General features: G+C 54.1%; 12 protein-coding genes. 3 read left to right on the top strand and 9 right to left on the bottom strand.

Features of this window, described 5'->3' with window-relative positions:
- Positions 1-19 precede the first annotated feature (19 nt).
- The gene (locus H5P27_RS11250) at positions 20-454 is read left to right on the top strand and encodes a response regulator (RefSeq protein WP_221774684.1); all 435 of its coding nucleotides are present in this window, start codon (positions 20-22) and stop codon (positions 452-454) included.
- Positions 455-493: 39 nt separating this feature from the next.
- Here the strand turns inward: H5P27_RS11250 and H5P27_RS11245 are convergent, their stop codons facing one another.
- From H5P27_RS11245 to H5P27_RS11225, 5 genes are all read right to left on the bottom strand, one after another.
- Entirely contained in the window at positions 494-1,489 is a 996-nt protein-coding gene (locus tag H5P27_RS11245) for a lipid A deacylase LpxR family protein (protein ID WP_185660486.1), read from the bottom strand.
- Between the two features lie 257 nt (positions 1,490-1,746).
- Positions 1,747-2,262: an RNA polymerase sigma factor gene (locus tag H5P27_RS11240; RefSeq protein WP_185660485.1), complete on the bottom strand. Its 516-nt coding sequence runs from the start codon at positions 2,260-2,262 to the stop codon at positions 1,747-1,749.
- A gap of 312 nt (positions 2,263-2,574) precedes the next feature.
- Positions 2,575-3,066, bottom strand: a complete 492-nt coding sequence (locus tag H5P27_RS11235) for a TlpA family protein disulfide reductase (protein WP_185660484.1) — start codon at positions 3,064-3,066, stop codon at positions 2,575-2,577.
- 75 nt (positions 3,067-3,141) lie between these two features.
- Entirely contained in the window at positions 3,142-3,720 is a 579-nt protein-coding gene (locus H5P27_RS11230) for a TetR/AcrR family transcriptional regulator (protein WP_185660483.1), read from the bottom strand.
- Positions 3,721-3,815: 95 nt separating this feature from the next.
- The gene (locus H5P27_RS11225; RefSeq protein WP_185660482.1) at positions 3,816-5,435 is read right to left on the bottom strand and encodes an ABC-F family ATP-binding cassette domain-containing protein; all 1,620 of its coding nucleotides are present in this window, start codon (positions 5,433-5,435) and stop codon (positions 3,816-3,818) included.
- A 114-nt stretch (positions 5,436-5,549) separates the two neighbouring features.
- Here H5P27_RS11225 and arfB point away from each other — a divergent pair, with 114 nt between their 5' ends.
- Complete coding sequence (gene arfB / locus H5P27_RS11220) at positions 5,550-5,972, top strand: alternative ribosome rescue aminoacyl-tRNA hydrolase ArfB (protein WP_185660481.1); 423 nt, start codon at positions 5,550-5,552, stop codon at positions 5,970-5,972.
- Positions 5,973-6,008: 36 nt separating this feature from the next.
- On the opposite strand, the gene H5P27_RS11215 is transcribed toward arfB, so the two are convergent.
- The 4 genes from H5P27_RS11215 to H5P27_RS11200 form a co-directional block, all read right to left on the bottom strand.
- Positions 6,009-7,043 (bottom strand): acyltransferase family protein, encoded by a 1,035-nt coding sequence (locus H5P27_RS11215; protein WP_185660480.1) that lies wholly within the window; start codon positions 7,041-7,043, stop codon positions 6,009-6,011.
- 269 nt (positions 7,044-7,312) lie between these two features.
- On the bottom strand, positions 7,313-9,334 hold the full coding sequence (locus H5P27_RS11210; RefSeq protein WP_185660479.1) for an FAD-dependent oxidoreductase: 2,022 nt from the start codon (positions 9,332-9,334) through the stop codon (positions 7,313-7,315).
- Positions 9,327-12,032 (bottom strand): MGH1-like glycoside hydrolase domain-containing protein, encoded by a 2,706-nt coding sequence (locus tag H5P27_RS11205; RefSeq protein WP_185660478.1) that lies wholly within the window; start codon positions 12,030-12,032, stop codon positions 9,327-9,329. The genes H5P27_RS11210 and H5P27_RS11205 overlap by 8 nt, the downstream gene beginning before the upstream one ends.
- Before the next feature lie 52 nt (positions 12,033-12,084).
- Positions 12,085-15,462, bottom strand: coding sequence for a transglutaminase family protein (locus H5P27_RS11200; RefSeq protein ID WP_185660477.1), 3,378 nt, complete (start codon positions 15,460-15,462; stop codon positions 12,085-12,087).
- Between the two features lie 502 nt (positions 15,463-15,964).
- On the opposite strand from H5P27_RS11200, the gene gltB reads away from it, so the two are divergent.
- Positions 15,965-20,560, top strand: coding sequence for a glutamate synthase large subunit (gene gltB / locus H5P27_RS11195; RefSeq protein ID WP_185660476.1), 4,596 nt, complete (start codon positions 15,965-15,967; stop codon positions 20,558-20,560).
- Positions 20,561-20,596: the final 36 nt, after the last annotated feature.

Here is a 20,596-nt window from a genome sequence, read left to right as displayed (position 1 = left end):
GGTAATAGCATTGGAGCAATTGATTGAAATACTCATGGTGGAAGACAGCGAGAGCGACATCCAACTGACTAAAATCGCGTTTAAGAAAGCGAAGTTAATGAATCGTTTGAGCATCGTTCGAGATGGGAAGAGTGCTCTTCAATATTTGAAAAACGAGCCGCCTTACGAGTCCGCAGCCCGCCCTGATTTGATTCTTCTAGATTTAAAGCTACCTCGTCTTAGTGGTCACGGAGTTTTAAAGGAAATCAAACAGGATTCTTCATTGAGACTTATCCCAGTCGTGGTCCTGACATCTTCGGATTTGGACTCTGATGTTCTCAAGAGCTACGAACTCAGCGCCAACTGCTATATAACCAAACCGGTGGATATCAATAAGCTGTTGGAGGTTGTGAAATCAATCGAACAATTTTGGATCAAAATCGTTCGATTGCCTCCTGTTCCTAAAAGTAGTTGAAAGCGATATTGCCAGTTGGGCTGTCGTATCTCAGGCGAGCTATCTCTTTATAGTCACTGCGAAGGAGGCGAAGGTTTGTCCGCCTTCCTGCAGTTCGAACTCTTTGGTTCGGTAGACCATGGAGACCGACGCTTTGAATCCAGGTTGCGAATACGCGAATCCTAGCTCGCCCTCATGGACAAATGGTTCCCGGTCCACGCTATGGCTCCGCCCATTGGAATTACCGTCTAAAAACAAATTGCGCGCTACGTACGTGCTACGGGCTCCTGCTATCCAATGAAGGCGTCGTGGACGGAGCTCCTTGGGATAGCGAGCGTAGTCAGATTTGCTCGGGATGTATCCTGCCGGTGATCCGATTCGGTTCACGGAAGGAAGGCTGTTTAGATTGCGACCGTAGCGTAATTGGAAGCCCTGGGTGAGACTGGTATCCACATTTCCAAGCGCAAAGCGGTTGAATGACGCCAGTTCAAGGCCGCGCTCATCGGCGAAGTTCCACACGTGCAGGCGGCGGATCTCGCTGCGCTCCAAAGCGACTCCCAGTTCATCGCTAAGCTGATTTCGCCAGCCGAGCGGCATACGGTTGTCAGTAAGTTTGTGAATCGAGCGCATGATATCCTCGGCGAAGGAACTCGGACCGACGAGGCCAAGAGTGAGTTGCCAAGATTTGACGCTTCGTTGGTCCGTACGGTGTTGACCGTAGCGGAGGTAGGTCCAGCCCGCAAATGGGCGGTCGTTTTCGATGACTTCGATTGCGTCAACGTTCTCGGGGGTGAAGATCCACTGTCCGAGGGCAAGAGTCTGGTGATAAACGGCCTTCTCGTCCTCATCGTACCAAGGGCGGTAGGCGAAGTCGAATTCGGTACCGGCAGTGTAGTGCTCATCCGTGCCCGCAGGGAAATCGTTATCCATGCGGATTGTGAAGCTGTCTAGCTCCCTAGCCGAAAGTGTTTGGAGGCCCAGGACTAGGGCCGCTGTGGCGAGTGCCAGTGGGAAGAGGGAACGTCTTGTGGCGTTCCGTGATATTGAAGGAAACATGGTTCAAAATAGTTTTAGTCGCGAGTTTGGTCGCGGTATTTGGGTAGGCTCCGCCCTGAGCAGGAATTCCTGCGAATTGAGGGGGAGCGGTTGTTTGTTCTAAGGGCTAGAGCCCTGTGTATCCGCTAACGGGCTCGCGTTAGGAACGACGAGAGACCGTCCGATTAAGTGATTAATCGGTAATCGAGACTGGCGAGACTGTCGCCAAATCTTCGGTACGTGGCCACCGAACTTGGCAGCCCGTTGTGAATCGCTGCCTAGACAGCGACTGCGAGTTCCTCTGAGTCCGCGTGCTCGCTGAATTCGGAATCGAAGTGGCGATGCAGCTTCTTGCGGGCACGGTGAGTGTGGCTGAGGATAGTACCGCGAGGTACGCCGGTCTTTTCGGCGATTTCAGAAGCGGTGTATCCCTCCACGACATTCATCTTCAGGAAGGTGCGTTCGTTGTCGCTGAGGACGGAGAGCATAGACTCGATATCGGTGCTAGAACCGAAGCTCTGCTCGCGTCCGATGGCGAAGTCGCGATTCTCCAGAGGATCGAACTGAACGATCTTGGAGCGACGTACGCCGTCGATGAAAAGGTTCTTGATGGCCCGGTAGAGCAAACGACGGTCGGTGACGTCGCCGTACTTTTGGATGAGCTTCAGCCAAGCCTGCTGTACGAGGTCCTCCGCATCGTGAAGATTGCGGGTCAGGCCGTAGGCGTAGTTGCGTCCTTGGCGGATGAGTTCTTGGGCGGAAAGTTGTGGAACGGTGTCGATATTTGACTTCATGGCGTTTCGAGTTGGTTGTATCTGCGTTGTTATCCATGAAAACGACCGGTCGGTCGGTTTGCTTGCCTTTAATTTGGAAAATTGTACCAGATATGCCAGAAAAAAGGTTAAAAGGAGTCGTAAGTCTCAGACTGATAAGGAAATAAAAAAAATAAGGAAATTCTTTATTTAATAGCTTCAGATTCGGATTTTCGACTGCGTCGTTTCTGAAAACAACTTTCTGCCGGCAACATTTCCTTTGCCGTGACTGGACACGAAAAAGGCGACCTCCCTTGGGGAAGTCGCCTGGAAATTCGAATGGAGTCAGCTTCGTTAGTTACGAGCGATCAGCTCGCTCACTTTTTCAGCTGAGAGGTAGGCGGGGTGTCCTTTATAGAGAACAGTGCCTTCGGGGTCCATCAGCACCACGTGAGGGATGCTGCGGATTTGGAAAAAGCCAGCCATGGCCCCGCTCGTATCGATGGCGCTGTAGTAGTCCATCTTAGGGCCTTTCATGCTCTCTACTTTGGCTCTGGATTCGTTGGATATGCCCACGACCGTGAGCTCGTCCTTAAATTCCGAGTGCAGCTCATTCATGTGAGGAATGGCTCGGATGCAGGGTCCGCACCAGGTAGCCCAGAAGTCCACTAGCAGGTACTTTCCTTCTCGATCGGGGACCTGGGAGATCCAATCTTCAACGTGGAAGGCGGGACCTGCTTTTCCAACGAATGGATCGTCGCCGGCGGCATAGGTGTCGTCTCCGCTAAATACTAGAAACGCGGCAAGGCCAAGCATGGCCATAAAGGGGATAAGGGTCTTTTTCATATGCTAAGAAGAACGTATCGGTTGGCGGTCCTATTTCCTTGAGGACCGCAAAAAGTAGGGCTTGTTGCCCGATGCCTAGGCCTTTTCGGCCAAAATCTTCACAACCTGTTTTTTGGCGATCTCGATGGGGTCCGTTTTGCAGAAGCTCTGAGTTGCGACGGTGGCTCCTTCGAACAGCAGGTAGATGGCGCCTGCTCTTTGTTCGCGGTCCTCTTCGCTCGCTTCCGGTAGGCACTCGTTGACGAGGCTCTGGATGAAATTTAGCCCGCCTTTTTTGTACTCTCGGATGGCCTGCCGCATGGGACAGCTAATATCAGGAGTTTCGGAAAGCGTATTGAGCATGGCACAGCCACGGTAACGGCATGCCTCGGCTCCTTGGGCTTGAAAATCGAACATGGCCACCAGCTTGCGTGCGGGATCGCCTTCGAACTGGGAAAGGTATTCCAGTTTCCTCTCGATCCATTTCTGGGCGGTTTGGTGAAGCCATTCGAGACCCAGCTCTTCCTTCGACTTGAAGTGGGAGTAGAAAGTGCCCTTGGCGATATCTGCAGCCTCGATGATCTGCTTGATGCCGGTCACGTGGTAGCCTTGCTCGAAGAAGAGCTTGGAAGCGACCTCGATGATCTGGGTTTTTCTGTTGGGTTTCTCGGACATTAGGTGAGTTATTCGCTTGGATTCCTGTTTTCTGAAGGAATCGGTCAAGTTTTCTAAGTTGTGACACGATCTCGCAGATCGATTGACTGCGATTGCTAGCGGTTCTCCTCCAGTTGATCGAGGTGGTTGAGGTAGTCTGAGACGTTACCCGGGAAGAGGGTTAGGCCGTCTTTGCGGACCTCCAGAACCTTGGTGGCGATGGGGTCGATGAAGGCTCGGTTGTGCGTCACGATCAGGTAGGCTCCCGTGTATTCCTTGAGAGCCTTTTGCAGCGCATCCTGGGACCGCATGTCCAAGTGGTTGGTCGGTTCGTCGAGTATCAGGAAGTTAGCGGGCTGGGCCAACATCTTGGCGAGGGCGAGGCGGTTGCGTTCGCCGCCGGAGAGGACTTTGACCTTTTTGAATACATCGTCGCCGCGGAAGAGGAAGGTGCCGAGGATTCCGCGAATGGAAGTGCCGTTCTTGCCGGCGGAAACTTCCTCCATGGTTTCTAGAATAGTGAGGTTCGGGTCCAGCTCGTCCGCTTGGTGCTGGGCGAAGTAGGAGAGTTTGGTGGCTCCGCCCAGCTCCCGTTCGCCCACCTGGAAAGGCTCAACGCCGGCGATGATCTTGGCGATGGTGGTTTTCCCAGCTCCGTTGACTCCTACCACAGCGATACGGTCGCCGCGTTCGATACGTAGATCGGCGTCTTTGATGACTTCGTGGTCCCCGTAGGATTTGCAAAGGCTGTCGAGTTTGACGACGGTTTGGCTGGAGTGGGGAGGAGGGGCGAAGGAGAAGGATACCCAGTCCTCTTCCTTGTCGATGACGATGCGTTCGATCTTGTCCAGTTGCTTGATGCGGGACTGGGCTTGGCGGGCTTTGGAGGCTTTGGCTTTGAAGCGGTTGATAAACTGCTCGGCTTGGGCGATCTCCTTTTGCTGGCTCTTGTACGCTTTGAGCTGGAGTTCCTTTCGTTCGGCGCTTTGGCGCTCGTAGACGCTGTAGTTGCCCGAGTAGGTGTAGAGATTTCCCAGGGAGAGCTCGAAGGTACGGTTGCAGATCTCATCCAGAAAGCCGCGATCGTGCGAGATCATGAGTAGCGAGCCTTCGTAGGATTTCAGATAGTTTTCGAGCCAGTGTTGGGAGGTGACGTCAAGGTGATTGGTAGGCTCGTCCAGTAGCAGCAGGGACGGCTGAGCCAGTATCAGTTTGGCCAAAGCGATACGCATTTGCCAGCCACCGGAGAATTCCTCGGTCTTGCGCTTCATGTCGCTAGTGGAGAAACCGAGTCCGAGCAGGACCGATTCGATACGCGAGGGGAGCTTGCCTACGTCGAGATCCTCCAATCGATGCTCCCAGCTTCCGATTAATTCGAGCGTTTCGTAGAATTCGTCGGAAGATGTATCCATCTCGTCGAGACGAGCCTCCGCCTCTTCGATTTTTGACTGGAGGCCGAGTACGTCTGCAAACGCGGTTTCGGTTTCCTCGAAAAGCGTCTTTCCGTGCATTTCGATTCCATCCTGAGGCAGATAACCGAAAGTTACGTAGTTTGCCTTGTCCACTTTTCCGGAATCGAATTCCTCCAGGCCGCAGAGGACCTTGAGCAAAGTGCTTTTGCCCGCTCCGTTGCTTCCGACCAGACCGATTCGGTCAGAGGTGGATATGGTGGCGTTGATCTCTTTGTAGAGATAACGTTCTCCGTATTGGAGCGTGATGTTTTGTAGAGCAATCATGGCGAGCGGTGTTGGCGGAAGGCGGCACTTGTGTTCGAGGTGCGACGAGGCGTCAATGGCGTACTAGCAGGAATGGGGCTCGCTTCGCTCCTCCGTTGCGGCAATCTCAGTGCTATGATTCGCATAACGAACAGCGTTCAGGTTTCGGAAGACGAGCTGGAGTTTAAGGCCACCCTATCGCAAGGGTCTGGCGGTCAGCACGTAAACAAAGTTTCCACGGCCATACAGCTCTTTTTCGGTATCAGGGAATCTACATTGCCCGAGCGAGTTAAGGACCGGCTGATGTCGATGAATGACCATCGGATAACCCCGGGCGGACAAATAGTAATCAAGTCTCAGGACTCGCGATCGCAGGAAGCAAATAGGCAGGAGGCTCTTGCCAAGTTTAAGGAGCTCCTCGCTGCGGCTTGCGTGGTGCCCAAGAAACGTCGACCCACCAAACCGAGCAAAGGGGCCAAAGAAAGGCGTCTCAAGTCGAAGGCGATTCGAGGAAAAACCAAGAGCCTGAGAGGCCGAGCCAGCCGCTCCGATTGGTAAGCCATTTTGGCGTGCGGCCGATTTTTTTGGCTTAGTCTAGAAGCTTAACTGAAGCGGCTTAGGGAGCCCGAAGTTCCCAGCAGGGTTGGTCCGGAAAATCCGTCCAAGGCAACCGAGGGCGATGGTGATGGCGACGGACTCCAGCAATCCTAGCCAAGGAGTCGCTAGCGTCGCGATTCCCGCCCCGGCGAGCAGGACGCCGATACCGTGGACTGCGGAAAAGGCGATCGTGTGTAGCGGAAATATGACTACAGTGTTTTTCGAGATCAGCTCTACTAGCCTAACTTTGCGAGCTCGGAAAAAAGCGGCGGAGAGGGCGAGAGTAATGCCGATGGAGCTGGCTAAGAAAAGCGCTACATTCCCGAATTCGTTGCTTCGCATGTCGACCCGGACATTGAGCATTGCTGCCCAGGTTCCAGCTGCGAAAAGAGCGGGTATCCAAAAATACCAGTTCTTTCCGGCCAGATACTCGACGCAATTTTTTCGGCGAGCGATTACTCCCAGAAGGATTATGAACTGGGCTCCTAGAGCAGTTTCTAGCTCGAATGGAAGTACCAGGGATTGGGGAAGCAGGAGGCTGCCGGCTCCTAGGACCAGAGAAAATGCAAGGGCCAGATTTTTGCCGTGTTTCAGCAGAAGGTAAGCGATAATCTGGGCGCACAAAAGGCATGGGAAAAACCAAAGAACAACGGGGACGAGACGAAAGACTTCCGGAGTACCAGTCCCGTACAGGAAGGCTAGGACGGGATAATAGATAGGGATGCTTTGTTCAGGCGCTCCGAGAATTCTTGTTAGGACAAGCCAAGCCATGTAGCCAACAGCGGAAAACAGAATGTAGGGTATCAGGATGTTTTTCAGCTGCTTAGCAATAAAGCTCCCCGTGGTCATAAGCAGTGCCGAGTCTTTGAATAGGTAGCCAGAGACGAGAAAGAAAAGTGGCATGTGGAAGGAGTAAATCCACTGGTCCACCTCAGGGCTGGTGGAACCTGAATGGCCGTAGACGACCAGAAGCATCCCGACTGCTTTCAGGAGATCTAGCCAATGCGTCCGCTTGGCGTGGTTAGGTTTCATAGATTTCGCGCGGCGGTCTCCATCGAATGCCGTCTACTGGTTGGATTAGGGTGTTAGTTAGGCCATATTAGGACTATTACCCCCAATTTGAATACAGAAACGGAATGATTGAGCCAACTTAATGTAGCTGATGGTCTAATCGTCAGCTATGGCCTTATTATTTGGCCAAGAGCTTGCCGTACCCCTCTAGCGAAGAAACGGATTAGGTAGTGTAGAGTTCGCAGCTCTACACTGAGGTGAGGGGGGTATTCTGGTAGCCAGCCCTCTCGCTAATCCATGGAGATCACATCAACCAAGGCGATCACGCCGCTGAGCTTGCCCTCGGAAGTCGTTACGAGAGCTTTGGTCGCGCTGCTGCGGGCCATCAGGGTCATGGCATGGCGAATATCTTCGTCCTCGGTCACGTGAGGGAGGTGAAGCAAGTCCAAGGTCTGAACGGAGTCGGATCGTTCTAAAGAGGTGGTTTGCAAGTGGAGCAGAAAGGCTTCCTTGCGAATGACGCCGATCGGCTTTTCGTCTGCGTCCAAAACAGGAAGATAGCTCTTGGGCCTTTCCCTCAGCAATTTGACCACATCAGAAATGGAGTCTGTGTTGCGCACGAATACAGGATCCTTGGTCATCAAGCTGGATACAGGAGCATTTAGTCGCTCGTCTGGAAGGCGTCGCAACAGGGTGTCCAATTCGTTTGAGGTTAGAAAGGTCTTGGCGCTTTGCTCCAGAGCATTGGCGAATGAGGCGTCCGCCTGTACGATTTGCTTGAAGACGCTTTCGCGGATGGAGACGAGGGTGGTGGATTCGGTGGCGATGGCGTCGAATATGTATGGGCGTCCGTTCAATAGGGCTCGCTCTCCAAAGTGTTGATTAGCCCGCATGGTGGTTACCAATTCGCCTTCATCGCGCAGCTCGATAGCGCCTGATTTTACGATGTAGAAAGAGAACGCTGGATCGCCCTTGTGGAAAAGCTTGTCGCCTGCTTCGAGGTAAGTCTCGGAGACGTCGGAGCTATAGCGTGGATTGAGCAAGTTAATGTCTCGGGGGAAAAACAACTCGAGCGTCCAGTCCACCATGACTCGGATTTTTCGCTCCAAGCTCGGCAGCTTCATGAGGTAGATCGTACGCCACATCCACCAGGCGATGAAGCCGGAGAAGCGAATCCCCTTAATCTCCGCCACTGCAGAGAGGTGCCCGATGGAAGCGAGTTCGCCAATGGCCTTAAAAGAGAATGGCTTGGTGTCTTTCGACTGAAGTCGCGCAGCGATGTTTTTGCCCAGCATGATTCCCTCTCGCATGGCGAATTGGGCGGTGGGAGGGCAGGTGCTGCCGTCTTCCTGGGGAATGGAGGCGCAGTCTCCCGCTGCCCAGAGCCAATCCAAACCGGGAGCTGCCATATCCATACCCACTTTCAGCTTTCCGCGATCGAGCTCGACTTCGCTTCTTTCGTTCAAGCTCTGTATGAGCGGGTGAGGAGCATTCCCCACAGTGCAGACCACGGTATTGGTCTCGATCACCGTATCGTCGTCTAGATAGATCTTGTTGGCGGTGACTGCTTTTGCTCGCCGTTCAAGGATCATTTCGACGCCGCGTTCGGAGAGCTTTTTTGCCGTGTATTCACCGAGGTTACGGTGAAGGGTTGGCAGCACGTGATCACGGCTATGGATCAGCACCAGTCGGCAATCTTCCCACGCTACGTTTTTGTAGTGCTTGTTGATAGCGCGCCCTAGGTCGATGAGCTGACCAGCAGTTTCGACACCGGAATATCCGCCCCCAACGATCACGAAGGTGAGGAGGCGCTTTTTGATTTCGGGGTCGGTCGCCATGTTGGCTTCCTCGAAGCGGCTGATGAAGTGAGCTCTTAGTCTCATGGCGTCGCCCACATTTTGCATTAGCAGGGCGTGCTCTTGCATGCCGGGAATGCGGCTGAGGTCGATCTTCGCCCCCACGCAGAGGGCAAGCTGCTTGAAACGGATTTTGGAAGAGCCGACGAAATCGCCCACGGACAGTGTCAGCGACTTCTCCTCGAAATTCAGCTTGGTGGCTTCGGCCTTGTAGACGTGAGAGTCCGGGCAAAGGTTGCGAATCGGGTTGACGACATGTCTAGGAGAAAGGGTGGCTCCCGCCACTTCTGGAAGCATGGGCTGAAACACCATGTGATTCTCTTCGGCGATCAAGGCGATGGAGATCGGCTTTCCCGCTTTCTTCATCCTTTTTGCGAGCTCGCGGGCGGCGTAGACTCCAGCGAAGCCTCCACCTAGAATTGCTATGTCGTAGACGGTTTCTTGTGGATCAGTCATGTTTGTTATCGGGGGCAGGGGGAATCGAAGAGAGATTTTTCAAAATGGTCGCGATCAAAGCAGTCCAACCTGTCTGGTGGCTCGCTCCTTGTCCTTGACCACTGTCGCCGTGGAAAAACTCGAAGAATTGATAGTGCTCTTTGAAATGCGGGTCGGAGCTTTGCACGGGATGGGAGGCGTCGTAGGGACGCTGGCCGGATTCGTCGGCTTTGAAAATCCCAGCGAGTCTACCTTCGATATCTTTCGCACACTCATCTAAGGTCTTCAGTTCTCCCGAACCTGTTGGGTACTCGATGGTGAAGGAATCGCCAAAGTGCTCGTGATATTGCTTGAGCGATTCAATGATCAAATAGTTTAAGGGGAACCAGATAGGTCCGCGCCAGTTAGAGTTGCCTCCAAAGAGATAGGTATCTGAATCTCCAGGACAGTAGCCTATTTCATATTTTTCGTCTCCCAGCTGTAACGAGAAGGGATTCTCTTCGTGGTAACGGGAGAGGGATCGAATCCCATAGGGCGATAGGAATTCGCTTTCGTCGAAAAGGTAGGAGAGCAGAGAGCGTAACCGATCCTCGCTTGGGATAGCCAAGAGAAGATTGCTCGTGGTATCGCATTTATGGAGACAAGCCATCGTGGCCGTGATGTCGGAACGATGTTCCAAGTACCAGTTCATGCGCTTCCGGAAGTCTGGCAGATTTTCCAGCTGGGCCATTTCGATAATGTGGTTGCCGATCAGCGGGAGAAGTCCAACGAGCGAGCGGGCTTTCACTAGCTCGCAGTGTCCGTCAGGGAATGCTATTTCATCGTAGTAAAAACCTGTCTCCGGATCCCAGAGTCCCTCGCCACCGCGGTTGTTGATGGCCTCGGCGATACCCATGAAATGCTCGAAAAATTTCGATGCGATGTCCTCGTAGGTCGGATCGTCTTTGGCGAGCTCCAGAGCGATGCCTAGCATGATGGCACTGTAGAAGCCCATCCATGCCGTGCCGTCGGCTTGGTGGAGTGTAGCTCCGCCAGGAATAGGCTTTGAGCGATCGAAGAGTCCGATGTTGTCCAATCCCAGGAAGCCTCCGCCGAAGATGTTTTTCCCGTCCAGGTCCTTCCGATTAACCCACCAGGTAAAGTTGAGAAGGAGCTTTGAGAAAACGCGTTTCAGAAAAGAGGTATCGGCATCGCCCTTAGCTGCGCCGATCTTGTACACTTGCCAGCAAGCCCAAGCGTGAGTGGGTGGGTTCACGTCCTCCAAAGCCCACTCATAAGCTGGGATCTGGCCGTTCGGATGCATGTACCATTCTCGCAAAAAGAGGATAAGCTGCCGCTTCGCAAAAGTCTGGTCGAAGTGAGCGTAGGGGATCATGTGAAACGCCAAGTCCCAAGATGCATACCATGGGTATTCCCACTTGTCGGGCATGGAGATGACGTCGCGATTAAAGAGATGTGTCCAAGAGGAGTTGCGTCCATTGAGCCGCTCTGGTGGAGGCGGCGCTATGGCTGAGTCTCCTTGGAGCCAGTCTGCTACGGAGTAATGATAGAACTGTTTTGACCAAATCAGTCCGGCGTAGGCCTGTCTTTGGATGGCCTGCTCCTCCGGAGACGAATTGCTCGGAATCAAATTTGCCCAAAATGTATCCGCTTCCCTGATGCGGTCTTGGATTATTTGATCGAATTCTTGGAACGGTGGCTTAGCTGGAGCTTCGTCTTGCGCGTAAAGTCTGAGGCGCACTGTTGTGGATTCCCCAGGCTCGAGTTCGGTCCGGTATTGAAGCATCGCCATTGTGCCTCGTTCTTTGTTAACCGCCTGATCATCTTCGTCGACAATCCAGCTGTTAAACGCGTCTCGCGTGAATTTGGTGTAGGTTTCCTTCTGATACAGGGTTTCGGTATCTGTCTCGTTTTCGGTGAAACCAAGTGGCGGCGATACCTGCTGTTCGTCTTGAGCGTAGGCGAGATAGAATACACCCAAATCTTGGTGCTCGAGCTTAAGTAAACCCTCCTCCTCAAGGCTTATTTTTGGCTTTAGGGTGCATCCTTCGTGCTTACAACCCCAAGCCCACGTATTGCGAAACCATATTTTTGGCAAGAGGTGTACCGGGGCGGACTCGGGCCCACGATTTGTCGCCGTGATCTTGATGAGTAAGTCGTTAGGGCCCTGTTTCGCGTATTCGACTACAACATCGGTGTAACGATTCTCGTCGAAAACACCCGTATCCAATATTTCATATTCGGGGGTGAGCCTGTCGCGTTTGGCGTTTTCTTCCCTTAGCTGGTGGTAGGGGAAGATATCGTGCGGATATTTGTAGAGTGCCTTGCTGTAGCTATGCGTTGGCGTGGCGTCCAAGTAGTAGTACAGCTCTTTGCAGTCTTCCCCATGATTTCCCTCGGTACTCGAAAGACCAAAGAGTCGCTCTTTGATGATCGGGTCTGCCTCGTTCCAGAGGGCAGGGCAGAAACAAAGTCTGCCCTCGCGATCAGTTAAGCCTAGAAGCCCATCGGCTCCCCATCGAAAAGCGCGTTGCGAAGCCTGTTCGAATGGGAACGCATTCCAGGCATCCCCATTGGCCGAATAGTCTTCTCGCACGGTGCCCCACTGCCGCTCGGACAGGTAGGTTCCCCAGCGTTTCCAATTTTTTTCTCGGGAGGATTCCTCCTGGAGGCGTTGCGTTTCTGGATCTGTTGAATGAGGGCTGCTTAGGCCGGACATAGGCTCTGGTGGATTTGAAGAGGAGCGTCCCCCAGAGCCCTAAGGCTCCGAGTTACTGTCTGCGAAGGTCGAGTGTCACGGGCATTTCCGTGCTTCGCTGGATGCGGCGCATCTGAAATGCTCCCGGCGTGTGGCCGAATGAGATAAAGCGTTCGGCTCGTCGAGTTTCCGCCTCCAAGGCGTTGACTGGGAAGATTTCATGACTGCGACCTCCAGGATGACTAACGAAGTAGGTACACCCTCCGATTGCTCTAGAGTTGAGTCGATCGATGAGATCGAAGACCAAGGGAGCGTGAACCGGAATGGTCGGGTGGAGGCAACTTGGCGGTTGCCAAGCACGGTAGCGTACTCCTGCTACGAATACGCCAGGCTGGTTAGTCGGCGACAAGGGTAGCTCGATGCCATTTACAGCGATGGCGTTGGCGTGCTCGTTTAGTCCGGTGACTTTGACCTGTAGACGTTCGATCGAGGAGTCGACGTAGCGCGCGGTACCGCCTCCGCCGGCTTCTTCCCCGAGCACCAGCCAAGGTTCGATCGCTTGGCGGAGCTCGATGGTGACATTGTCGTAGGTCACGGTCCCGATGATTGGGAAGCGGAATTCGAAGTGGGTGGTGAACCAGTCCAGCTGGAAGGGGAATCCTGCGTCGTGCAGTTTGTTGATCACCAGTTCGAAGTTCTCTTGCACGTAATGTGGCAAGAGGAAACGGTCGTGCAACTGTGTCAGCCAGCGAGTGAGCGGCGCTTCGTAGGGAGTTTCCCAGAAGTGAACGATCAGGGCTCGCAGCAACAATTGTTGAGTGAGGCTCATGCGAGCGTGCGGCGGCATTTCGAAGCCACGGAACTCGACCAATCCTAGTCGTCCAGTAGCGCTATCCGGCGAGAACATCTTATCGATGCAGAATTCGGCTCGGTGCGTGTTTCCGGTAAGGTCGGTCAGCAAGTGGCGGAAGATTCTGTCAACCAGCCATGGCGGAATGCTGCCTTCGTCGCGACGAGGGACTTGGCGGAAAGCTATGTCCATCTCGTAGGCAGCGTCGGGGCGACCTTCGTCCACACGAGGCGCTTGAGAAGTAGGTCCGATGAACAAACCGCTAAACAGGTAGCTTAGAGACGGATGGTTCATCCAGAAACCGATGAGCGATTTCAGCAAATCTGGGCGGCGCAGGAAGGGGGAGTTTGCTGGAGTAGATCCGCCAACTACGATGTGGTTGCCTCCGCCTGTTCCGGTGTGGCGGCCGTCGAGCTGATACTTGTCGGTACCGAGGTTTAGATTTCGGGCTTCCTCGTAAATTATTTCCGTGTTCTTAACCATTTCCCGCCAAGCGTAAGCGGGTTGGATATTCACCTCCATAACACCTGGGTCAGGCGTTATTTTCATGTATTCGACTCTTGGATCGTGGGGAGGCGTGTATCCCTCGATTAGCACTGGCTTGTCCACGATGGTGGCTGCGTGCTCGATGGCTTCGATCAAATCGATATAGTCTTCGATTTTGGATACAGGTGGAAGGAAGACGTAGAGCTTACCCTTGCGACATTCCACACAGAGCGCGGTGCGGATTACCCAAGGGGCAGATTCCCCGAGCTGCGGAACTGTGTTTTGGCGTTCCTCTTCGAAAATCTCCTCAAAGCTGTCGGCCGCTTTGCGTTCCTCTTCGGCTGCTTTCTCAGCTTCACGAAGGGATTGGTCTTTCTCGCGTTGTTGGGGAACGATGATCGCTCTTCTTCCAGGCAATCTTGGGTGCCATGTCGCGGAAGGATCAGAGGGGTGAATGTATGGATACTCGTCGTCCTTAACCCAAGGAAGGCTTTCCAAGGGGAGACGTAGTCCGAGAGGCGAGTCTCCGGGCGAAAGGTAAAGTCTTTTGCCGCGAAGGGCCCAAATGCCACTGTGCCAAGTGGGTCCGTCGTGGTGGTAGGCTCTTTCGACAGGAAGGACGTAGCCGACTGGAGTGTTCAGGCCTCGGCTGAACACCTTGAGCAGCTGCTCGCGCTCTTGTGGATCTTCCAGCCGCGAGTCGAGCGGGTCGACATTGATCGGCAATTCGCGCTCACGCAGGGAGTATTTAACCGGGTCTTCGTAGGCGGTGTTGATGTACTTGTGCTCGACTCCAAGCTGTCTGGTGATTTCGGATACGAGCTCTTTGGCGTCTTCGTGAGTGTAGCCGTAGTCTTTGGTCTCATCGGCCAAGTACTTTTCGTTTTCCCACATGCCGACGCCGTCCTTGCGCCAGTAGAGACCGAGCTCCCAGCGAGGAAGCGGCTCCCCTGGGTACCATTTTCCTTGGCCGTAGTGCAGCAAACCTTTTGGCCCGAAGCGGGCTCTTAGCCGGCGTATCAGCTTTTCGGATAGTGGCTTCTTAGTAGGACCAACTGCACCTGTATTCCATTCTTCGCCCTCTTGGTCGTAGTTCGATACGAAAGTCGGTTCTCCCCCCATCGATAGGCGGACGTCTCCGTCTTGCAGACGTTTGTCCACGCGGTCACCAAGGGCGAGGATTGCGTCCCATTGACCTTCTGTGTAGGGTTTGGTGACGCGTGGGTCCTCGTGGATACGTGTCACGGACATGGACACGTTGAACTCGGACTTACATTTCGAAATACCGCCGGTGATAGGCGCTGCTTCGTTCGCGTTGGCGGAAGCGGCGAGCGGGATATGTCCTTCACCGCAGAAGAGTCCGCTAGTGGCGTCGAGCCCTACCCAACCCGCTCCAGGGAGATAGACCTCGCACCACGCATGCAAGTCGCAAATGTCTTGCTCCACCCCTGCTGGCGCGTTCGGGTCGACTGGCTTTTCGTCGGCAACCAGCTGTATCGAGTAGCCGGACACGAAACGCGCGGCCAGCCCAAGGCGTCGGAAAACGTTGACCATGAGCCAGGCCATGTCGCGGCAACTTCCTTTGCCCTCCTTCAGAGTGCGCTCAGGCGTGAAGATTCCCGGATCCATACGCAAAGTGTAGCCTAGCATGCCATTGATCTTCTGGTTCACGTGGGCCAGGAAGTCGATGGTGCGCATCTTGCCCGTTTGCTCGATCGACTCGACGAGCTCCTTCATGCGAGAGCGCATGGGCATCTTCGCGAAGTAGGGACGCAGCTCCTTTTGGGCTCCTTTTGAATACTTGAAGGGGAATTCCTCGGCGTAGTCCTCAAGGAAAAAGTCGAAAGGGTTGATCGGAGCGAGATCGACGACCAGATCGATATCCAAGCCGAATTCGCGCGTCGGCTCGTTGAGCACGAGTCGAGCGAGATAGTTGCTCTGCGGGTCTTGCTGCCAATTTAGGAAGTGGTCAGCAGGAGTAATCTTGAGAGAGTAGCTCACGATCGGGGTGCGGCAGTGCGGGGCGGGGCGGAGCCGGATGACTTGGGGCCCCAAGGTGGCGAGTCGATCGTAACTGTAGTGGGTTTTGTGGCTGAGGGCGACGCGGATGGCCATAGGTATGTGGATGTGACCAAGTTGCAGTGCGGGTAGCGTGCCACTTGGCGAGTTTTCGTCAGGAAAGTTTGATTCTGGTATTTTTGAGCTCCGCAGACCGGAGCGAAAGTTTGGCTGTCTGGCGGATTATGCTAAAGAGTCGCCAAGCTTGAAGTTCTAAGCGACTGAAAAGCGCTTCTTGTCGGATTCGGCGCGGGAGTGACCTGCGTTTCTCGAAACGTCAATCCCCGTTTTTCTCGATTGGTCTCATTAGCATTTCCCAAGCGTCAGGGGTCATCCCTCTATGGCCGGATAGTAGGTCCTGCAGGAGGCGGCTACGAAAACGCAGGGCGGGCACATTTTGTCTTGTGAGGTGTGCGATTGCGCATACAACTTTATATAACTGCCGATAATAATTACTCATGCTCGGAATGACGACTACTAATAGTAGCCGTTTTTTTGTCGTGTAACATCCGTATCGTCAGTGACTTACGATTTTACAAAACTATAACGACTTACGCATATGATCGATAACCAAGAAGAGAAGATGGGGCTTCACTGCCCGGAGCTGGAGCACGATAGCTGTGGTATCGGTTTTGTGGCGAATCTGAAGGGGCGCAAGAGCCATGAAGTAATTGAGAATGCCCTCACCATGCTTACCAACATGGAGCACCGTGGTGGTACTGGCTACGATGTTTGTTGTGGTGATGGCGCAGGATTGCTCATTCAGATCCCGCATGCCTTTTTCATGGAGGATTGCGCCAAGCGCGACATCCGTCTGCCGCATGCGGGCGAGTACGGTGTTGGCATGGTCTTTTTCCCAGCTGACAAGAGCCAGCGCGAAGAGTGCCGCGAGATCTTGGATCGCAATCTCGAGACCTTGGGCCTTTCGGTTATCTGCTATCGCGAAGTTCCTGTAGACAACTCTTCTCTCGGGCAGGCGGCTCTCGATACGGAGCCAAACATCGAGCAAGTCTTCGTGGCCAAGCCCGAAGAACTCTCCACGGTCGAGTTCGAGCGTAAGCTTTATGTGGCTCGCAACTACACGATCCACCTTGCTTTGGAAACTGTCAGTGGCGTCGGTTCCGATTTCTACATCATCTCGATGTCGTCTCGCACCATCACCTATAAGGGGCAGCTCACCACCGATCAGGTTCGCAAGTACTACCTCGATCTCCAGCAGGACAAGGTGGTTTCGGCGCTTGCGATGTTCCACTCCCGCTTTTCGACCAACACTTTCCCGGCGTGGCGCTTGGCGCAGCCTTTCCGTTTCCTATCGCACAATGGGGAAATCAACACGGTGCGTGGCAACATCAACTGGATGCGCGCCCGTGAAGAGCTGCTAGAGTCTGACGTTTTCAGCAAGGAGGAGCTCAAGATGCTTCATCCTATCTGCGACCGCAAGATGTCCGACAGTTCCAACCTTGATATGGTTATCGAGCTTTTGGTTCTCAGCGGACGTCCACTTGCCCACGTTATGATGATGGCCATTCCGGAAGCCTGGCAAAAGCAGGACGACATGGATCCGGTTAAGCGCGCTTTCTACGAGTACCACTCCTGCATCATGGAGCCTTGGGATGGACCTGCTTCGGTATCTTTCACAGATGGCAATGTCATCGGCGCCACGCTGGACCGCAATGGACTGCGTCCCTCTCGTTATCTCGTTACAGACGACGATATGGTCATCATGGGATCGGAAACGGGAGCTGTGACAGTCGACCCTGCTACTGTGGTTAAGAAAGGCCGCCTCCAGCCAGGCAAGATCTTCATCGCTGACCTCGCTGAGGGCCGAATCATTTCGGATGATGAAGTGAAGCAGGACATCGCATCCCGCCAGCCTTACGGTGAGTGGCTAGCCAAGCACAAGATCACTCTCGAGGACCTTCCTGAAGCGGATGGCAGCGTTATCCAACGTAGCAAGTACACCATGGCAGCCCGCCAGAAGGCCTTTGGCTACACCGAGGAAGATCTCAATCTAATCCTAGCTGGTATGGTTGGCACCGCCAAAGAACCGCTTGGATCGATGGGCGCGGACAATCCTCTGGCTGTTCTCTCCGACAAGCCGCAGCATCTGTCCAACTACTTCAAGCAACTCTTTGCGCAGGTAACAAATCCTCCGATCGACCCGATCCGCGAAGAGATGGTCATGTCCTTGCAGAGTTACATTGGTGGTTCCCTCAATCTGCTGACCGAGACACCGCGTCACTGTCATAAGATCGAAATCCGTCAGCCAGTGCTTTCCAGTGAGGATCTGCTCAAGATCAAGCACATCGACCACGACCACTTCCAGGCTCGCTCCATCGATTGTACCTTCCCTGCCAACGGCAAGTCAGGAGCTCTCGAGCTCGCCTTGGATCGCATTTGCCGCGATGCTCGCGATGCTGCTATCGAGGGCTACCAGATCATCATTCTCTCGCACCGCAGCATCGATAGCGACCACGCTCCCGTGCCATCGCTCCTCGCGACTGCGGCAGTTCACCACTACCTGATTCGCAAGGGTCTCCGCGCCGATGCGGAAATCGTCGTGGAAGCTGGAGACGTCTGGGAAACGCACCACGTGGCGACTTTGGTTGGTTACGGAGCTGCGGCGGTAAATCCTTACCTAGCGCTCGAAACGCTCGGCCAGCTGCGCGACGAAGGTGTTATCGATTCCACATTCGACGACGAGACCTTGTACTACCGCTACTGTAAGGCGGTTAACAGCGGCTTGCTGAAGATCTTCTCCAAGATGGGTATTTCGACTCTGCAGTCCTACCAAGGCGCTCAGATTTTCGAAGCTCTCGGTGTCAACAAGAAGGTCATCGACAAGTACTTTACTGGAACCGTCAGCCGTATCGAAGGTATCGGGTTGGACGAAATCGCTCGCGAAGCTCTTGCTAAGCACCGCGCAGGTTTCCCTCGCGATGAGGATATTTTCGAAGAAGACGAACTCGAGTCCGGCGGTTCCTACGCATGGCGTAAGGACGGGGAGCGTCACCTCTTCAACCCGACCACCATCCGTCTACTTCAGCAAGCGACTGCGACCAACAACGCGGACGTCTTCCGCGAGTATGCTCGCAACGTGGACGACCAGTCTCGCGAAGCCTTCACGCTGCGCGGCCTGATGAAGTTCAAGTCCGACCGTAAGGCCATCCCTCTCGAGGAAGTCGAACCAGCGGAAAAGATCTTCAAGCGCTTCGCAACTGGAGCGATGTCATTCGGTTCCATCTCTTGGGAAGCTCATACTACTTTGGCGATCGCGATGAACCGTCTTGGCGGTAAGTCGAACTCTGGAGAAGGGGGAGAGGATCCGATCCGCTTCACTCCTGAAGAAAATGGTGACTCGATGCGTTCCGCAATCAAGCAGGTCGCGTCCGGTCGTTTCGGAGTTAACTCTTACTACCTGACGAACGCCGATGAGCTTCAGATCAAGATGGCTCAGGGCGCGAAGCCAGGTGAAGGTGGCCAGCTTCCCGGACACAAGGTGGACGCTTGGATTGGTAAGACTCGTGGCTCAACTCCAGGTGTGGGCCTCATCTCTCCACCACCTCACCATGATATCTACTCGATCGAGGATTTGGCTCAGCTGATCTACGACTTGAAGAATGCGAACCGTGATGCGCGTATCAACGTAAAGCTCGTTTCTGAAGCGGGTGTTGGCACCATCGCTGCTGGTGTTTGTAAAGGATACGCTGACGTGGTATTGATCGCTGGATACGACGGTGGTACCGGAGCATCTCCATTGAGCTCCATCAAGCACGCCGGTCTTCCTTGGGAACTTGGTCTCTCCGAAACGCACCAGACGCTCGTTCGCAACCGTCTCCGCAGCCGTATCGTCGTGCAGACAGATGGCCAGTTGAAGACGCCTCGCGACTTGGCCATCGCTACGCTTCTCGGAGCGGAAGAGTGGGGAAGCGCCACCGCGGCCCTCATCGTTGAAGGCTGTATCATGATGCGTAAGTGTCACCTGAATACTTGCCCAGTGGGAGTCGCTACTCAAAACCGTGAGCTCCGCAGCCGTTACCGCGGCAAGGTGGAGCACGTGGTTAATTTCTTCACTTTCATGGCCGAAGGTCTTCGCGAGATCATGGCTGAGCTTGGATTCCGCACTATCGACGAGATGGTGGGCCAGAGCCAGTGTTTGGAATTCCGTGACGATATCGACCACTGGAAGTACAAGGGCGTCGATCTCTCGCCAGTCCTCTTCAAGCAAGAGCCTTACGAGAGCGATAGCTTGTACCAAACCGTGGAGCAACAGCACCTCATTCACAAGATCATCGACCGCAAGCTCATCAAGGACGCGGCCGCTGCTCTTGCGGACTGCGAAAAGGTCAGCCTCGAGTATGGTATCGTGAATACGGACCGTGCGGTAGGAGCGATGCTATCCAACGAGATCTCCAAGATCTATAAGGGGGATGGACTTCCGGAGGACACCATCAACGTAAAGTTCAAGGGCTCTGCGGGGCAGAGTTTCGGCGTCTTCACCGCTAAGGGCGTACGCTTCGAGCTAGAAGGTGATTCCAATGACTACTTCGGCAAAGGACTCTCGGGCGGAACCTTGGTTGTTTACCCAGACAAGACTGCTCCTTTCAATGCTCGCGAGAACGTGATCATCGGTAACGTCGCATTCTTCGGCGGAACAGCCGGCAAGGCGTTTATCCGAGGAATCGCAGGAGAGCGTTTCTGTGTTAGAAACTCTGGTGTTACCGCTGTTGTCGAAGGCGTGGGTGATCACGGTTGCGAATACATGACCGGTGGTCGTGCGGTAATCCTCGGCGAAACGGGTCGCAACTTCGCGGCGGGTATGTCCGGCGGCATCGCTTACGTGCTGGACCGAGATGGAACCTTCGCCTCCAAGTGCAACATGGAGATGGTTCGTTTGGCAGGTGTCGACAAGCCCGAGCACGTGGCTGAGTTGAAGGCTTTGATTGAAGAGCACAAGGAGCAGACCGGTTCCGATGTGGCAGCTGAAATCCTAGAAGATTGGGAAGCGACCCTCAGCAAGTTCGTTTTGGTAATGCCAACCGACTACGAGAAGATGCTCGAACTCATGGATAAGGCTCGCGCCACCAAGAAGTTCGACAACGAATACGATATCGCGGTGGAAGCCTTCGATATGCACCTCGCCTCATTGGCGTAAACCCCGAAAGCGAGACACTCGAAAGAGAATTCAAAT

This window comes from Pelagicoccus albus (assembly GCF_014230145.1).
In the GTDB taxonomy this organism is placed as follows: Bacteria; Verrucomicrobiota; Verrucomicrobiia; order Opitutales; family Opitutaceae; genus Pelagicoccus; species Pelagicoccus albus.
Note: the sequence above shows the minus strand (reverse complement) of the source record. Positions and strands in the feature narration are given on the sequence as shown.